Source organism: Bacillus sp. AR2-1 (assembly GCF_008368755.1).
GTDB classification, from domain to species: Bacteria; Bacillota; Bacilli; order Bacillales; family Bacillaceae_G; genus Bacillus_A; species Bacillus_A wiedmannii.
In genome coordinates this window covers 37,696-53,601 of the sequence record NZ_QORY01000007.1, presented here as the reverse complement: position 1 = coordinate 53,601, position 15,906 = coordinate 37,696, and the positions used below count along the sequence as shown (strand labels likewise).

General features: G+C 35.8%; 19 protein-coding genes. 13 read left to right on the top strand and 6 right to left on the bottom strand.

Annotation, left to right across the window (positions count from 1 at the left end; translation table 11 throughout):
- The first annotated feature begins 85 nt into the window (after positions 1–85).
- The 4 genes from DT250_RS07040 (at position 86) to DT250_RS07025 (ending at position 2,760) form a co-directional block, all read left to right on the top strand.
- On the top strand, positions 86–526 hold the full coding sequence (locus DT250_RS07040) for a DUF86 domain-containing protein (RefSeq protein WP_000274003.1): 441 nt from the start codon (positions 86–88) through the stop codon (positions 524–526).
- An 86-nt stretch (positions 527–612) separates the two neighbouring features.
- Positions 613–1,245, top strand: a complete 633-nt coding sequence (locus DT250_RS07035) for a helix-turn-helix transcriptional regulator (RefSeq protein ID WP_060488135.1) — start codon at positions 613–615, stop codon at positions 1,243–1,245.
- Positions 1,246–1,353: 108 nt separating this feature from the next.
- Complete coding sequence (locus tag DT250_RS07030; RefSeq protein WP_002096233.1) at positions 1,354–2,118, top strand: TIGR01457 family HAD-type hydrolase; 765 nt, start codon at positions 1,354–1,356, stop codon at positions 2,116–2,118.
- A 111-nt stretch (positions 2,119–2,229) separates the two neighbouring features.
- A complete protein-coding gene (locus DT250_RS07025) occupies positions 2,230–2,760 on the top strand; it encodes an iron ABC transporter substrate-binding protein (protein WP_087986025.1) in 531 nt (176 codons plus the stop codon).
- Positions 2,761–2,793: 33 nt separating this feature from the next.
- Here DT250_RS07025 and DT250_RS07020 read toward each other — a convergent pair whose 3' ends face one another.
- Positions 2,794–3,375 carry an NAD(P)H-dependent oxidoreductase gene (locus tag DT250_RS07020; RefSeq protein WP_149212847.1) on the bottom strand — a complete coding sequence of 194 codons (582 nt, stop codon included), beginning with the start codon at positions 3,373–3,375 and terminating at the stop codon, positions 2,794–2,796.
- A gap of 220 nt (positions 3,376–3,595) precedes the next feature.
- Here DT250_RS07020 and DT250_RS07015 point away from each other — a divergent pair, with 220 nt between their 5' ends.
- From DT250_RS07015 to DT250_RS07005, 3 genes are all read left to right on the top strand, one after another.
- A complete protein-coding gene (locus tag DT250_RS07015) occupies positions 3,596–4,384 on the top strand; it encodes an ABC transporter ATP-binding protein (RefSeq protein WP_088608545.1) in 789 nt (262 codons plus the stop codon).
- Entirely contained in the window at positions 4,368–6,935 is a 2,568-nt protein-coding gene (locus DT250_RS07010) for an FtsX-like permease family protein (protein ID WP_149212846.1), read from the top strand. The genes DT250_RS07015 and DT250_RS07010 overlap by 17 nt, the downstream gene beginning before the upstream one ends.
- Positions 6,936–7,437: 502 nt before the next feature.
- Positions 7,438–7,917, top strand: coding sequence for a GNAT family N-acetyltransferase (locus tag DT250_RS07005; protein ID WP_088608543.1), 480 nt, complete (start codon positions 7,438–7,440; stop codon positions 7,915–7,917).
- 23 nt (positions 7,918–7,940) lie between these two features.
- Here the strand turns inward: DT250_RS07005 and DT250_RS07000 are convergent, their stop codons facing one another.
- Entirely contained in the window at positions 7,941–8,432 is a 492-nt protein-coding gene (locus tag DT250_RS07000) for a phosphatidylglycerophosphatase A family protein (RefSeq protein WP_000665100.1), read from the bottom strand.
- Positions 8,433–8,552: 120 nt separating this feature from the next.
- Between DT250_RS07000 and yutH the strand changes: the two genes are divergently transcribed.
- Positions 8,553–9,554 carry a spore coat putative kinase YutH gene (gene yutH, locus DT250_RS06995; RefSeq protein ID WP_000581274.1) on the top strand — a complete coding sequence of 334 codons (1,002 nt, stop codon included), beginning with the start codon at positions 8,553–8,555 and terminating at the stop codon, positions 9,552–9,554.
- A 60-nt stretch (positions 9,555–9,614) separates the two neighbouring features.
- Here the strand turns inward: yutH and DT250_RS06990 are convergent, their stop codons facing one another.
- Together DT250_RS06990 and DT250_RS06985 are read right to left on the bottom strand one after the other, a co-directional pair.
- Complete coding sequence (locus DT250_RS06990) at positions 9,615–9,830, bottom strand: carbonic anhydrase (protein ID WP_098857399.1); 216 nt, start codon at positions 9,828–9,830, stop codon at positions 9,615–9,617.
- Between the two features lie 314 nt (positions 9,831–10,144).
- Positions 10,145–10,381, bottom strand: a complete 237-nt coding sequence (locus DT250_RS06985; protein ID WP_000431159.1) for a NifU family protein — start codon at positions 10,379–10,381, stop codon at positions 10,145–10,147.
- Positions 10,382–10,587: 206 nt separating this feature from the next.
- Here DT250_RS06985 and DT250_RS06980 point away from each other — a divergent pair, with 206 nt between their 5' ends.
- The 5 genes from DT250_RS06980 (at position 10,588) to phnA (ending at position 14,363) form a co-directional block, all read left to right on the top strand.
- Positions 10,588–10,896, top strand: coding sequence for a YuzD family protein (locus DT250_RS06980; RefSeq protein ID WP_000248590.1), 309 nt, complete (start codon positions 10,588–10,590; stop codon positions 10,894–10,896).
- A 53-nt stretch (positions 10,897–10,949) separates the two neighbouring features.
- Positions 10,950–11,744 carry a nucleotidyltransferase domain-containing protein gene (locus DT250_RS06975; RefSeq protein WP_149212845.1) on the top strand — a complete coding sequence of 265 codons (795 nt, stop codon included), beginning with the start codon at positions 10,950–10,952 and terminating at the stop codon, positions 11,742–11,744.
- Between the two features lie 97 nt (positions 11,745–11,841).
- A complete protein-coding gene (locus DT250_RS06970) occupies positions 11,842–12,498 on the top strand; it encodes a CPBP family intramembrane glutamic endopeptidase (protein WP_149212844.1) in 657 nt (218 codons plus the stop codon).
- 491 nt (positions 12,499–12,989) lie between these two features.
- Positions 12,990–13,787, top strand: a complete 798-nt coding sequence (locus tag DT250_RS06965; RefSeq protein ID WP_142310807.1) for a DUF2628 domain-containing protein — start codon at positions 12,990–12,992, stop codon at positions 13,785–13,787.
- 234 nt (positions 13,788–14,021) lie between these two features.
- The gene (gene phnA / locus DT250_RS06960) at positions 14,022–14,363 is read left to right on the top strand and encodes an alkylphosphonate utilization operon protein PhnA (protein WP_048528370.1); all 342 of its coding nucleotides are present in this window, start codon (positions 14,022–14,024) and stop codon (positions 14,361–14,363) included.
- A 92-nt stretch (positions 14,364–14,455) separates the two neighbouring features.
- Here phnA and DT250_RS06955 read toward each other — a convergent pair whose 3' ends face one another.
- Together DT250_RS06955 and DT250_RS06950 are read right to left on the bottom strand one after the other, a co-directional pair.
- Positions 14,456–15,253: an ABC transporter permease gene (locus DT250_RS06955; protein ID WP_088608534.1), complete on the bottom strand. Its 798-nt coding sequence runs from the start codon at positions 15,251–15,253 to the stop codon at positions 14,456–14,458.
- Positions 15,237–15,896 carry an ABC transporter ATP-binding protein gene (locus DT250_RS06950; protein WP_098133981.1) on the bottom strand — a complete coding sequence of 220 codons (660 nt, stop codon included), beginning with the start codon at positions 15,894–15,896 and terminating at the stop codon, positions 15,237–15,239. The genes DT250_RS06955 and DT250_RS06950 overlap by 17 nt, the downstream gene beginning before the upstream one ends.
- Positions 15,897–15,906: the final 10 nt, after the last annotated feature.

Genomic DNA, 15,906 nt, shown 5'->3' with positions numbered 1-15,906 from the left:
GTGAATTCGAAAAATTGTCGATTTTTTCAGAAGAAAGCGTTACAATTAAAATGTAAATGCTTTAATTTCCAGGTAGGTGACATTCATGTATTTTGTAGACAGAAAGAAAATAGAACAAATGCTAGTATGTTTAGAACGAGCAACAAGTACATTTCAAGAGAAAAAGATATATGAAACCGAGTTTGAATTTTACGCATTAGAACGTATAGCTCATCTAATTATTGATTGTGTATTAGATGTAGGGAATGCGATGATTGATGGATTTATTATGCGCGATCCAGGAAGTTATGAAGATATTATCGATATTTTGATGGACGAGCGAGTGATAAGTGCAGAAGAAGGACAAGGAATGAAAGAAATTATCCTTCTTCGAAAAATGCTTACGCAAGATTATATTCAAATGAATCATGATGAATTATATAAGACGATTCAAAAACATATTGCAGTGGTAGAGAAATACCCAGCAAATATTCGCAGTTATTTAGAGAAGGAATTAGGACCTGTATCTGCATTTGTACCAGAATAATTATGCTTATAAGATCCCCGGGACTGCCTTTTGGGGATCTTATATTGTATGTGAGAAAGTAAAGGGAAAAGGGAGAAGGGTTAAGCATGGGGGAAGCACGTACGACGAAAGATGAAATTGTACAATTGTTGAAAGTTAAGGGAGAGCATACAGTAGCGGAACTAGCTGACGTTTTAGAGATTACAGAAATGGCGATCCGAAGACATTTAAGTAATCTTGAGAAAGATGGTTTCATTTATTCTAAGATGGTAAGACAACATGTCGGAAGACCAACTTATTTATATGGATTAAGTGAAAAGGGAGAAGATACATTCCCGAAGGAGTATAAGCAATTTGCGATTGATATGCTAGAAGATTTAGCTCGAATGGGTGATGAAAAAATACTTCGTTACGTTTTAACAGAGAGAACGAAGCGAATGGAAGAACAGTTGCAAAAACGAGTGAGTAATCAAAAGAATTTAGCATTTAAAGTGCAAGAGATAGCGGCCATGCAAGAGAAAAATGGTTATATGGTTCAAATAAAGAGAGATGGGGAGAACTCTTTCGTAATTGAAAAACAAAACTGTCCGTTAAAAGAAATTGCAGAGAGATTCCCGCAAGTATGCGAAGATGAAAAAGAGATGTATAATCGTTTATTTGCAGGAGCAGATGTAAAGACGTTAGCAAACATGTGTGAGGGCGATTGTAGTTGTTCTTACCAAGTAAAAGAGAAAAAATGAACGTTATGGGGCGCTTTTAGGTAAAGCGTTTTTTTCTTTGGAAAAAGCGGGTAATATAAGAGTGGTATGATAAGGTGAGAACGTTAGCATAGAAGGAGAGACATAATGATGTATAAAGGTTACTTAATTGACTTAGACGGTACGATGTATCGCGGAGAAGAACAAATTGAAGAAGCGAGCGACTTCGTAAAAGCATTAGGAGAGCGCGGCATTCCTTATTTATTCGTTACGAATAATTCAACGCGTAAACCAGAACAAGTGGCAGAAAAACTTGTTCGTTTCGATATTCCAGCGGAAGCAGAGCAAGTATTCACAACGAGTATGGCGACAGCGAACTTCATTTATGAACGTAAACAAGACGCAACTGTATATATGATTGGTGAAGAAGGCTTACATGATGCACTTGTGGAAAAAGGATTTGAACTTGTGGATGAAAATCCTGATTTCGTTGTTGTTGGTTTAGATCGTGACATCACATATGAAAAATTAGCAAAAGCTTGTCTTGCTGTGCGTAACGGCGCAACGTTTATTTCTACAAATGGAGATATCGCCATTCCGACTGAGCGCGGATTATTACCAGGTAACGGTTCATTAACATCAGTTGTAACAGTATCAACAGGCGTGGATCCAATCTTTATTGGAAAACCAGAATCAATCATTATGGAACAAGCGTTAAAAGTGCTTGGTATAGGAAAAGATGAAGCATTAATGGTTGGGGATAACTACGATACAGACATTTTAGCGGGAGTAAATGCTGGCATGCATACCCTTCTTGTCCACACTGGAGTCACAACTGTGGAGAAGTTAACAGAATATGAAGTACAACCAACGCAAGTTGTGCATAACTTGACGGAGTGGATTGAGAAGATGTAATGAAATGCAGGTAACCGGAATAGGTTACCTGTTTTTTTATGCATAATTGCATATTCGCCGTTGTTATATAAAATGTAAAATTTATATGTAATGATACAAGGGGGAATCAGAGTGTACTGGATGTCATGTATTATGTTTGTTTTTACATTATGTGTTTTGTTTTTTGTTCTATGGAAGATATATAAAATAAATGAAATGAAAAAAAGCTCAGGAAAACTCATTGCAATGTATCCTCGGGTGAAAAGACGTTGGATTGCATTACTTGGACCAGCATATTTCATTGGGCAATGTATGTATATATATGCTCAGTACGTAAGTGGCGATATTGATACAGTTGAACAGTTTCTCATTCAGCTAGGTATTCATGCTGTAGCAAGTTGTTTTATGACTTTAATAGCTATCCATCTTATTAAAAGTGTACAAATATATGAAAAAGGTGTAGTAGACGGATTAAACTTTTATTCATACGAAGAATTAAAAGGCTATAAAACATCAACATGGGAAAATCCAAAAGAAAATATATTTTTATATCGCGGGCGAGAAAAAATGAATGACAATGTAAATTTACTTATTAGACAGGAAGATATGAATGAATTAGAAAGCATTCTTCAAAGATATATTCCGAAATTAATGATGAAATAAAAAAACTCCGGTTTTAACAACCGGAGTTTTTTATTAGAATGCACGATTCACAACATCTTTAACTTCTTCAAGATATTGCTTACGCACACTGTTATCCACAGAAGGAACCCTCGTATAGAATGTATGCTCAATTGTTTCAATACCTGTAAATTCAAAAATACCAACATCTGCTGTTTTCTTCATTGCTTCAAACATACCGCCTGCTGTGTATGCTTCTTTCGTATTTCCCATTGTAGATAATAGTAAGCCTTTTTTACCGCTTAATAACTTTTCAATACCATTTTCACCGTAAGCATAAGCGAAGCCGTGGCTAAATACACGGTCAACGTATCCTTTTAAAATAGCAGGAAGTCCCGCCCACCAAACTGGATAAATGAATGTAATGCTATCCGCCCAAGAGATATGCTCTTGCTCTTCTTTAATATCTTCTGGTGTGTTTCCTTGAGAAAATGAGATGAAATCGGAAGCGTCTAATACTGGATTGAAGTTTAACTCGTATAGATCGCGAACGCGTACTTCATGACCTTTTTCTTCTAATTCACTTTTTACCGTTTCTAAAATCGCATGGTTAAAGCTTTCTGTATTTGGGTGTGCATAAACGATTACATGTTTCATTGCTCTTCCTCCTATTTGTGGATAGTTTTTTATTTGTGTAACTATTATGGTTACTTCTGTTGTGAGAGTCAACTTTTTTGACGTGAGAAATAAAGCGAAAATGTAATTAGCTAATATGGGATACATGTTAGTATGTGACAAAAAAATACAAAAAAGTAGGGATTTTGCATTCTGAATAGAATATATAGATTGGTAAATAGAGAGAGAAGGGGATATGGGGATGAATATTATTGAAATTGAAAGGTTAGAAAAATCGTTTGATATTGGGGATAGTAAAGTAAAAATATTAAAAGGCATTAATCTTCAAATTCAAAAAGGAGATTTCGTCTGTATTATGGGGGCTAGTGGATCGGGTAAAACGACCTTACTTCAGTTGTTAGGTGGATTAGATATTCCGTCAGTAGGTAGTATTCGAGTTGACGGTACAGAGATATCAACATTAAAAGAAAAAGAGCTAGCTTTATTTAGAAGGCATAAAATCGGTTTTATTTTTCAGCAGTTTAATTTGATTCCAGTGTTTAGTGCAGAAGAGAATGTAGGGTTACCGTTACTGTTAGATAATGTCTCGCAAAAGAAGGCAACGGTGACAGCAACTCGTTTATTAGAACTTGTTGGATTGAAGGGAAAAGAAAAACATTTACCAGCACAGTTATCAGGCGGGCAACAGCAAAGGGTTGCGATCGCAAGAGCTTTTGCAAATGAGCCGGCTATTATATTAGCTGATGAACCAACAGGGGCATTAGATTCGGAAAATAGTAAAAACATAATTGCGGCACTTCGCAATGCGTGTGATGAGTTAGGGCAAACAGCTGTCATTGTAACGCACGACCCGTTCGTAGCCGCTCATGCGGATAAAGTTGTTTTCTTATTAGATGGTGAAGTGATTCATGAACATGCTGAAAGTAAAGGGTGGAAGTTTCGAAATATCCCGCAACAAGTTACTCACATTCAAGAGATTATGAATCACCACTTTAAAGTAGGGGGTAAAGGTGATGCGATGGGTAATTAAGTATGCAGTAAAATCGATGAAACAAAATTGGCTGCGAAATATGTTGATTGCTCTCGGTGCAGCTTTAGGTGTTATGTTAGCGACGATGTTATTGCTAGGCAATCAATCAGTAGAGAAAAGCGTAAAGGAACAAGTAGTAAGTCGGTATGGAGATTATAATTTGCAATTTGGTTATATAAAAAATGATATGTATTTAAATAATGAAAGTTTAAAAGGAATAGATGGCTTAGAAAATGCTGAAAAAATATCAAAAGTACTTATACCATATCCTTTTCCAAATTATAAAGAGTTATCTGGAAAACCGTCTTATTGGGGTGTTGAGCAAGATTCTCCAGAAATGCATTCTTATAAAATAGTAGAAGGTCGATATCCGAAAGAAGGGGCTGAAGTAGCACTGACAAAAGGGTATACAGATCGTGAAAATATAAGGGTAGGAGATACGATCAAATTGCCATTCCCGCAGCATGGAGAAAAGAATGTGAAAGTCGTCGGCATTTTAAATCCGCCGTTAATGGCAGCGATGGGGCATAGTGCTTATTTTCCAATCCATTGGCTTCAAAAAGAATTAAATCTATCAAATCAATTCAATCTCGTTCAAGTGAAAACAGCTGATGTAAATGTGAAAAGAGCAATTGCTCTTGATGTAAATAAGAAGATAGAAAATATAAAGGTAGATCAACGTACTTATGTTGATAAGGCATTTGAAAGACTAAATGTAATGAAACCGTTAATTTTTAGTTTAGGTGGTATTGCCTTATTTGTTGTAGCTCTTTTAATAATGGGAAGTTTCTTCTTATCTGTTAGAAGTCGATTTAAGCAGTGGGCATTATTACGTGCGCTCGGTAGTAACCCAAATCAAATTATATTAGTCGTTTTATTAGAGGCTTTATGCATCGGAGCAATTGGATCGCTAGCAGGAGTTATTCTGGGGGCAGGTACGCAAACAATCGCCGCATCTTTTATTAACAAATGGGTGAATATTGAGGGGGCAGGGAAAGCATCATTCTCAATCTCAGGTGAGGTTCTACTCATTACGTTTTTACTAGGGATTGTTATGTCTGTCATAGGAGCTATTATACCAGCTTTCATGGTTAGAAAGATTCCACCAGTTCAAGCACTTCGCCCAGGTCTTCCTAGTAATGAGAAAAAAGAAAAGAGATGGAGTGCTTTTAGCCTTAGCATTTTACTCATTGGTACTGTTATTGGACTAGCAGGTAACGTATTAGAGCAGTATATCGGTTTTAATCCAAGTGCGATAGGAGCGCTGTTATTTGCAGTTGGTTTGTTATTGGCGATTCCGTTATTTATTCGCGTAATAGCACCAGTGATTGCAAAACCGTTCCAAATGATATTACGAATTGAAACGACGATTAGTAGCCGGAATGTAATTCGTTATCGGAATAAGGCAGCTGTGTCGGTTGCTATACTAGCATTTGGTTTTATGTTAGCACTTGTTGGAACGATGTATGTAAATTCTATGTATGAAGGTATGAAAAAAGGGTTACAAAAACATTTACCAGCGGACTTAGTAGTAAGAATTCCAGTAGAGTCGCAAGGAATAGAAACATTACCGTTTAGTTGGATGGAGAAGGTTAGAAAAATTGATGGTGTGGAATCGAGTGTTGGGAATGCTACTGACTTTACAGCAAAGCTTGTGAATTATGACTTTAAAAAAGCGAATCAAGAGTGGTATGAATTTATGAAAAAAAACAATTTGAACTATGATTCAATGGAAGTTGTAGGTAACGATATTGTAGCGTACCAGAAAGTAACAAAGGCGAAAGTGATTGCAGGACAACCTTTAAATAAGCCATTACAAGATGGTGAGGGAGTCATTACGAAAGAAGTGGCTAAAAACTTAGGGCTTCAGTTGCATGATACGGTTGACGTACAAGGAAAAGAAAAACAAAGAATTAAAGTCGTTTCGATTATTGAGCAAGGATTAAGGTTAAGGAGTTTGGATATTTTTGTGAATGAACAATGGGCTCGCGATAAGTTTCACGTACAAGGATATGAAGCAATTCAAATTATGACTAATCCTAATCAATCATTTGAAGGGATTAAGAAGCAAGTAAAAGAAATTACAAAGAATAAAGAGAATGTAGAAGTTATAAACAGTTATGATTTATTGAAAGAACAAGAGCAGTTATTATCGCAAATGATGATGTTAATTCGCTTGTTAGTTGTAATTGTTTTCATTATTTCTGGCATAGGATTAATGAATGCAATTGTCGCAAGTTTGCATGAAAGACGTGCTGAAATTAGTATGATTCGTGCGGTAGGAGCTATTCCGAAGCAAATGAGAAGGATCGTTTTATTAGAGGGAACTTTACTTGGAGCGATAGCTGGTTGTATCGGAATTTTTGGTGGGATTCTGTTTAGCTATATCGTGTTATCAAGCTTAGAGTTAACGGTTATTATTATTCCGTATAATCAAGTTGTCATACTGGCTCTAGCTAGCGTGATGCTTGGAGCGGGGGCAGCATTGATTGCGTCATTACAATTAAGAAAGTTTAAATTAAGTGATACTTTAAAGGAGTTATCAGCATAAAAAATTGCTATACCCCACTCATACAAAGAACAAAGAAAACAAATAAAATAATAACAATACCAATGCCGAAGTTAAATACGAGAGTACTATCCATATTATGTAACCTCCTTGTTTGAAAGTAAAAAGCACTCTAGCCAAGAGTGCTTTTTTATTTTGAGTCTACTTCACAACTTTTAGAAAAAGATTCATGTGTGTAAAGAGTTACATTATTTTATGTATGTATACTTTTAAATGAGTAAGTCCTTGTAAGATATAAAAAAAAGACACTCTTTTGAGTGTCTTTCATGATGACAAAATGTGCCAATTGCTTGAGTTTGATAAGGCGCTAATATCCGTTTTAACGCCTTTTCTTTGATCAAGAAGTGTAGCAACAGCGATTCAAATAAATTGTACCATTTGATTTATAGGTGTGCGTATGCAATTGTGCATATTCCTATTAGAGGGAAATGAGGCACGAAAAATGAATGAGTATATATAGAATATTCGATTAGGGGAGAGAAGGATGAATATACATAAGTTAACGGTAGAAGAAGCAAATGAGATAAATACGTGGGCGTATGAAGAACCTTATGATTTGTATAGTTTTTCAGGAGAGGAAGAAGCGATAGAAGAATTATTAGATGGGACGTATTACGGTTGTTGTGACGATAAGGGGGAGTTTATCGGCTATTTTTGTTTTGGGGAAAATGCACAAGTGCCAGGGGGAAGAGATGCTCATTTATATGATGGAGAAGATGTAATTGATATCGGACTTGGCATGAAGCCAGCGTTAACAGGGAAAGGGCTGGGAAAAATGTTTTTTCAAGCGGGGATAGCATTTGCTGCGAAAGAATATAAGCCAAAAACGTTCCGACTTAGTGTAGCGACATTTAATACAAGAGCGATTACGCTATATAAAAACATAGGTTTTCAGCAAGGTCCTATTTTTTTGAGTCGCGGAAGAGAATTTATGCTCATGAAATATGAAAGACCGTCAGTATGAAACTGACGGTCTTTCATGTTTTATTATTCCGAATGCTCAGCTCTGTGTGCTAAACGGCTTGAAGCAGCGGCAGCGATCCCGCCAACGATATCATCAAGGAATGTATGCACCTTTCCAGATGATTTATCATTTAAGAATTCTAAAATACCAGGTTTTAATTTATCGATATATCCAAAGTTCGTGAAACCGATAGAGCCGTACACATTAACGATAGAAAGTGCGATCACTTCATCAATTCCGTATAAGCCTTCATCACGTTTTACGATATCTTGTAACGGCTCACTTAACATTCCTTTTTCAGCAAGGACATCGAGTTCGATACCAGTAATCAGTGCGTTTTGTACTTCACGTTTTGATAATACACGCTCAACGTTATAACGGCATTCTGACATCTCTAAATTTGGATGATATTTTTTTTGAAGAAAATGAACAAGCTCAGCAATATCGTCAATTGTTACACCACGTTCTTGTAATAGTTGTAATGCTCTTTCTTGTAGTTGATTTGATTCTTTCATGTTTATCACCTTTTTTTCTTTTTAGTATTTGTATACGTTTCGTTGCTTTATCATGTGCATAGGAATGAAAGGCGAGCACAAGCTCATATATATAAAGAAAAACCATAGGTGGCGACTGCGATGATTCATCATATTTATGAGCATTATCATATGCATGTTAAAGAATTAATCCCCCTTGGCCCCTATAAAAGCTTTTGGATTCGCAACAAAATTTATGTACTTGTTCCAATTGGAGAAATGGAGGAAGAAGTACTTGTAGAGATGAAAAAGCTCAGTGATTATATGAACCAGCAAGGGGATATAACTGTAGCGACTTTCGTTCCGACTATACACGGCTACTATGTAAGTGAGATAGAAGAACAAAATTACTGCTTATTAAAAGGTATGCGTGCGTTAGAACGACATGCTACATCATTAGGAAGTGAGCTTTCTATATTCCATAAACGAGGTGCATTCTTTCCAGAAGAAATCGAGCAATTAAGCCGCATAGGCGAATGGAAAGCGTTATGGGAAAAAAGGCTCGATCAATTAGAAAAGTTTTGGCAATCACAAGTGATGAACCACCCTACAGACGTATTCGATCAATTGTTTATTGAATCCTTCCCGTATTACTTAGGAGTTGCAGAAAATGCAATTCAGTATGTTGTCGATACAGAGATGGATGATACGCCCCAAATGACTGATGCAGCAACAATTTGCCAAGAACGATTCACACCCTTATTATGGCATCAAACGAAGCGTCTCAAACTTCCTTTCGATTGGGTGTATGATCACCCAACTCGAGATATGGCAGAATTAATCCGCTATATGATGATAGAAAAAAAGAAAGACTGGGAGCAAACAATCGTTCAATTTGTTACAGATTATGAACGGAATTATTCGCTATCCTCATTTGGTTGGCGCCTATTATTTGCAAGGCTCCTGTTCCCACTTCACTACTTTGAAACAGTCGAACGATATTACCAAACAGGAAATGAAGAACAAAAAAGCATATATAGAGATCGCTTAGAAGCCATTTTACACGATGTGAACCGCTCTGAGCAATTTATGAAGCACTTTTATGGCTCACTTCGTTTACCGGTCGATAAGTTAGGGATTAGGAAATTAGATTGGCTATCTTAAAATATAAAAAAGAGACCGATTGAGGTCTCTTTTTTATATATCACAATTGTATGTAATACATTATGCCCCTACCTGTTGATCTGCACATATATTTAAAATGAATTGATGTCTTTCAATTTTTTCATTTACTTTACTCAATAATTCTTGCTGAATTTCTTTAAATAAAAATTGATAACTTGCATTCCATGTTGGTATAACGGATGAAAGGTCTAATAAATACTCTTTTTTCTTTTCTAGTTCTTGAATTGTTAAGAAAGTGCTCCCCATCTTTGGCATGTGTCGTCCCCCTATGTTTTTTTCTGTATATGTGTGAACGATTCTATAGTATTAATTATCTCACTTTTTGAGAAGGATTTCCAATTTTGTTTTATGATGTTAAAGGAAAAGTGTTATTTGAATAAAAAAAGAGACCCAAATGGGTCTCTTTTTAGGAAGCGATTCTGAACGAGCCGCTTCCGCTTTTAGATTAATATCTAGCTCCAGCGGCTAGAACAGTTGGCCATTTCGCGCCTTCCTGTGAGGCAAAAAGCGCCTCTTCGTCAGGAGCTCCAATGACCTCCTGTTCTGAACGAGCCGCTTCCGCTTTTAGATTAAAATACTTGTTCTACTTCAATAACGCCTGGTACTTCTTCAAGTAATGCGCGTTCGATACCAGCTTTTAGTGTGATTGTAGAACTTGGGCAGCTTCCGCAAGCACCCATAAGGCGTAATTTTACGATACCTTCTTCAATGTCTACTAATTCAACGTCTCCGCCATCGCGAAGTAAGAATGGACGTAATTTATCTAATACTTCTAGTACTTGTTCTTGCATATGTGGGTTTTCCATTTTTATCGACTCCTTTCATCAGTTTTATTATAATCAAGATAGAGGGGAAAATCTATTTTTTCTGTTCTTGTTTTAATGTCGAAATTTTTTATCATGTTTACAACGTGTTTTTTCAGTATAGGGGTATGGAATAAGTTTGTAAAATGATGTGCTTATGCACTAGGACATCTGAATATACTGTTGAAACAAGAAGTGGGGGAGAAGAAATGGTTAATGTGCAAGTGTATGGGACGAAAGTAATTTGTGCGAGCTGCGTTGGAATGCCATCTTCAACAGAAACATTTGAGTGGCTACAAGCGGCGATTGGTCGTAAATATGAAGGACAAGAAAATAAATTTAATTTCGAGTATATTGATTTTCAAGAAGAACAAGAAGATGAAGATAAAAAAGCATTCGCAGAGCGCGTAGTGGAAGAAGATCTATTTTATCCGGTCGTTCTTGTAAATGGAGAAATTGTTGGAGAAGGAAATCCTCGTTTGAAGGATGTTTACGAAGAAATCGAGAAATATTTATAAAGCAGGAAGCCTTTGCGAATTCGCAAAGGCTCTTTTTTATTGGAGGGATAGATGTGAAAAATGGAGTGAAGCATGCGTTACCAAGGGAAGTACGACAGTTAATGGAGCGGTACACAGTAGAATTAAAAGAAATTTTTTTGGACGAAAAAATAGTCGGGGTATATATTTACGGCTCCATCGCACTCGGTGCATTTCATGCAGAAACGAGCGATGTTGATTTTATTACAGTAATAAGTGATTCCGTGAATGAAGCTGAAAAACAGCAACTTGTAGAACTTCATAAGAAACTTAGTGGTAGTACGTTAGGTAAAAGAATGGATGGTATGTATATTCCGCTTGCTGATTTAGGGAAATACAATGATGAAATGAATGAGTACGTGTATTGTGCAGATGGTAAAGCGAATATAGGTCATTGGGATATTAATGCGGTCACATGGTGGACGTTAAAAAATCAAGGTATTACAGTTACCGGGAAAGAAGCTGAAGATCTTTCGTTTCAAATAAGGTGGGATGATGTAGTAAATACGATGAAATACAACGTAGAACAGTACTGGAGTGAAAAAGCGAAGCAACCATATTTATTTTTTATAGAAGAGTGGGTAGAATCAGCTGTCGTTACAATGGGACGTATTTTATATACACTGGATCATAAAACAATCGTTTCAAAAGATAGAGGATTGCAATATTTGTTAGAACGTTCAGGGGAAGAATGGGAGCTTTTATTAAAAGAAGTAGCGAGAATACGGCAGAATCCAAAAGAAAAGCGAATGCTCTCAAGGTGGAGAAGGGCAGATATGACAAGGAAGTACTTACTGCATTTAATTGAAATATGTAGAGAAAAATGGTAGGGGAAAAACCGACGATACAGTAAATTGTATCGTCGGTTTTTGTGTTGAGAATGGTATATAATGGATTAAAAGGTTTAATTATACTGGAGGGGATAGGATGAATACAGAATTAGCTACTTATGAAGAAAAGAATGTAGCAATAAGTATGCGCGAAGTAATTAGCATGATAATAATTATTTTTGGGGTAATGTATGGAATTGGTTTTTTGAACATTATATATGACTCTTCCTTATATCCATGGTATGTAGATCATCTTATTCCACCTTTAACATTTCTTACTATTATTTTAATATATGCACCAGCAAGAAATTGCTGTGCACAGTTAGTAAAATCAATGCAGTTTAATAATTTAAAACATTATGTAACGATAGTAATGACGATGATTGTACTACTTATATATCTTGCAGTATTAAATTTAGTTTTACCACATGGGCTTGGTGTGAATGAATCTAATATAGTAATAAAGCCTACTAAAAGTGAAATCATTTTATACGTAGTTGTACTCACCACTTTTGCACCGATTTGGGAAGAACTTTTATTTCGGGGGATGTTTTTCACGAAATTATCTCAGCGCTTTTCTACACTTACTAGTATGGTTATAAGTGCTGTTATCTTTACTTTAGGTCATCCCCTTACAGTAGGGAGTGTTTTATATATTTTTGGTGGTGGTATATGTTTAGCTTATACGTATAAGAAAACAAATAACTTACTCGTCCCATGGGGGATTCATTTATCCCGCATTAATGGGCAGTAAGACCCCTACCTCAAAATTCAGCGGAAGCCAAGAAGTTAGGTAGGGGATCAACTGCCCATAAAAGCCTGATTGGTTCAACTAATAATCAGTGGGGGATGAACAAAACCCCCACTGATTAAAGTTTCACTTTATTAAATAATGCATTTTTTATATTAGTAAATTTTCAACTGTAAAAAGACGCCTTTTGAAAAGGGCGTCTTTCGTATTTTGTAGAAATGGATTTACATGTACTGTGTAGAGGAAAGGTAATACGAAATATAGATAGTTTCATGTGAAACATTTTTATTATCAAATATACAAAATGATTAAATTAGTGTATTAAACGTATCATTCATAAGTATTCTAATATATTTAAAAGTAAAATGAAATAATAAACGGATAATTGTCGGAATATATTCGATTTCCGTTCATTTTTATGAAATATATGTACTTTTTGTTAGATTCCTTCTTTTTGTTTCTATAAGATACATGTATGTAGAAATAAGAAAAGGATGATGTACGTGAAGGACACTGTTTTACAAGAAACAATTTCTCCGCAACAGTTACATACAGTCGTTCAAAAGAATACGGCGTATTATGACTTTAAGTGGGGAAAAGTAGAAAATCCAGCGCAAGGAAATACGTGGAATTGGGTAGCCTTTTTCTTCCCAGTTTTTTGGTTAGCTTATCGTAAAATGTATAAGTTGTTTATTATACTTACGTTACTGGCGGTACCTAGTATATTTGTAACTCCTTTTATAGATATTCCAGATGGGATTTTTTTATCAATTGGTCTAGTTTTTCAATTAGGAATGATGATATTTACTGGATGGCAAGGAAACCGTTTATATTATAAGCATGCTGTCCGTATTTTACATAAGGAAGAAAATATGCCAGATCATGAGAAGGCGTATTATTTACAATCAAAGGGTGGCGCTAGTTTTGCTAGTATGGTTGGTTTACACATCATAGTAGGGTTAGTATTTGGCGGAGCCACGTTCGGACTCTCCTTTTTACCAACTGAACCAAATATAAAAAACGTTGTTCGTGCAAGTGATGAAGGATTTACTTTAGAGATTATGACGGATAATCCAACGTGGAAGCTTGTGAAGAAAGAAAAAGATTATGACGTAGTAGAATTTACTGGGTATGATTACGAAGAGAAGAAAAATATAAAAATTAAATTTGCTGTTTATTTCAGTGAAGACTATTTTGAATGGCAAGAAGTATATGAGAATAATAAGAAATTAAGTGAAGAAGAGTTAGAAGAGTATCAATTTTACATTGAAGAAAATAGTTGGAGTTTCTAGTGAGAGCTCGTTCATTTTGAGAAGAAGAATCTTGTGAAGGTTCTTCTTTTTTATTGGAAACACCATACGAATTGAAAATTTGTAAAATACAATAAAAAATGAGAATTTGAGGTAGGCTTGTCAATAACGTAAGACTATGGCACTATAAAGAAATGCTATACAAATTTTATTTATCGAGATGTAAACATCAATTTTGATTTTTACGTATAAATAATGAACGGAGGAAATGAATTTATGGCTACTTTACCTAATTGTCCAAAATGTAATTCAGAATATACGTATGAGGATGGCGTTCTTTTCGTATGTCCAGAATGTGCTCATGAGTGGGGCCAAGAAGCAGAAACTGAAAATAATGATGGTGCAAAAGTTGTAAAAGATGCGAACGGAAACGTTCTTCAAGACGGCGATGCTGTTACTGTTATTAAAGATTTAAAAGTAAAAGGAACTTCTTCAGTTGTGAAGATCGGTACGAAAGTAAAGAGTATTCGTCTAGTTGATGGCGATCACGATATTGATTGCAAAATCGACGGTTTCGGAGCTATGAAATTAAAATCACAGTTCGTTAAGAAGGCGTAAATAAAAAGAGGAGGCGATTAGCCTCCTCTTTTTTATTGTCATTTTTTATCGGTAAGTCGATATAATTTTATTTACCATGAACAGTGCAACATTTACTGTGCACCATAGTCAATCTCTTTCAACTGACACCGCTTATTAAAGAATGTTTTATATCCAAGCTGTAAGAAGATAATAACAGCAAAGGCAGTGCTTCCTGAAATACCAAGTATAATGGCGATTTGATATTGAATGGCTGTAAATGGTGATACACCAGATAAGATTTGACCAGTCATCATGCCTGGTAAGCTTATAATCCCCATTCCGACCATAGAATTGATCGTTGGTAAAATAGCAGAGTCAAAAGCGTCTCGTATGAGCGGCGCAGCGGCTTCTTTCGGTGTTGCGCCGAGCATAAGTGCGCCTTCAATTTGACCTCTTTGCGATTTCATATTATTTAAGAACGTATTTGCACCAAGGGAAACACCTGTCATCGCATTCCCAACTAACATTCCCGTAATCGGAACGATATATTGCGGTGCATACCAAGGGTCGTGCCCGATAATAACAAAGATAAATAGTAGAAGTGGGCCAATTGATCCGGCAACCATGGAAAGCGCGGCTACTCGTTTTAATTCTTTAGACATCGGGATATTGACTCGTTTATAAATATTAAAAATTGCAAAGGTAGTAATAGAAGTAATAAGAGCAATTGTATAAAATGGATTACTATTTTCAAATACGTATGTAAGGACATATGCAACAAGTACGAGCTGAATCGTCATACGGAATGTTGCGAGCGCAATTTGTTTTTCACGAGGAATCCCTTTTAATTTTACAAGTCCAATTAAAATAAGAATAAAAATATATGCAGCGGCAAGTTGCCAAATTTGGAGTTCAATAACGCCCTTCAACTGAGAGCACTTCCTTTCTAGTTGCACCGTTTGTTTTACTAATTTCAATAATATCGTCTGCAATTTCTTTTGGAAGTTGTTGTGAGTGTGTAATGAAGATAACTGTTTTTTTCTTTTCTCTTGCTAGCATAGTAAATTGTTTCATAACGCGGCGTTCTGTATCGCTATCTAGTGCCGAGGTTGGTTCATCTAATAAATAAACAGGTGGATCCATAAGTACGATACGTGCAAAAGCAAGTCGTTGTTTTTCTCCGCCTGATAATGAATCAGCGTTGTCTTCTAAATTTTTTTCTAAGCTAACAGTCGTTAATGCGCTTCGCAAGGCATCATCATTTGGAAATGGTTTTTCAGAAAAACGAAGTCCCATTAATAGATTGTCTTTAATCGTTCCATCAAAAATAGGTGGCGTTTGCCCAAGCATGACTACGTCACGTCGTAATTGAATTGGAGGATAATCGGAAATTTGTTTTCCGTTATATTCAATTGTACCGGATGTTGGAGATTGCAAATCATTTAGCATGCGGAGCAATGTACTTTTTCCGCTCCCACTCTCACCGATAATACATGTGATTTTTTCTTTTTGAATCTGTAAATAAGGAATGTGTAGTATATCTTTATATGTAACGTCTTTTAATATAAACATAGATGGCTCC

Bases quoted from the DNA above. Each gene is read 5' to 3' on its own strand.
- DT250_RS06990 (WP_098857399.1), bottom strand. From the start codon at position 9,830: ATGCCAAAGATGGGGAGCACTTTCTTAACAATTCAAGAACTAGAAAAG.
- DT250_RS06950 (WP_098133981.1), bottom strand. From the start codon at position 15,896: ATGTTTATATTAAAAGACGTTACATATAAAGATATACTACACATTCCT.
- phnA (WP_048528370.1), top strand. From the start codon at position 14,022: ATGGCTACTTTACCTAATTGTCCAAAATGTAATTCAGAATATACGTAT.
- DT250_RS07010 (WP_149212846.1), top strand. From the start codon at position 4,368: ATGCGATGGGTAATTAAGTATGCAGTAAAATCGATGAAACAAAATTGG.
- DT250_RS07015 (WP_088608545.1), top strand. From the start codon at position 3,596: ATGAATATTATTGAAATTGAAAGGTTAGAAAAATCGTTTGATATTGGG.
- DT250_RS07040 (WP_000274003.1), top strand. From the start codon at position 86: ATGTATTTTGTAGACAGAAAGAAAATAGAACAAATGCTAGTATGTTTA.
- DT250_RS07005 (WP_088608543.1), top strand. From the start codon at position 7,438: ATGAATATACATAAGTTAACGGTAGAAGAAGCAAATGAGATAAATACG.
- DT250_RS07020 (WP_149212847.1), bottom strand. From the start codon at position 3,375: ATGAAACATGTAATCGTTTATGCACACCCAAATACAGAAAGCTTTAAC.
- DT250_RS07030 (WP_002096233.1), top strand. From the start codon at position 1,354: ATGTATAAAGGTTACTTAATTGACTTAGACGGTACGATGTATCGCGGA.
- DT250_RS06985 (WP_000431159.1), bottom strand. From the start codon at position 10,381: ATGGAAAACCCACATATGCAAGAACAAGTACTAGAAGTATTAGATAAA.
- DT250_RS07035 (WP_060488135.1), top strand. From the start codon at position 613: ATGGGGGAAGCACGTACGACGAAAGATGAAATTGTACAATTGTTGAAA.
- DT250_RS07000 (WP_000665100.1), bottom strand. From the start codon at position 8,432: ATGAAAGAATCAAATCAACTACAAGAAAGAGCATTACAACTATTACAA.
- DT250_RS06970 (WP_149212844.1), top strand. From the start codon at position 11,842: ATGAATACAGAATTAGCTACTTATGAAGAAAAGAATGTAGCAATAAGT.
- DT250_RS06980 (WP_000248590.1), top strand. From the start codon at position 10,588: ATGGTTAATGTGCAAGTGTATGGGACGAAAGTAATTTGTGCGAGCTGC.
- yutH (WP_000581274.1), top strand. From the start codon at position 8,553: ATGATTCATCATATTTATGAGCATTATCATATGCATGTTAAAGAATTA.
- DT250_RS06965 (WP_142310807.1), top strand. From the start codon at position 12,990: ATGATGTACGTGAAGGACACTGTTTTACAAGAAACAATTTCTCCGCAA.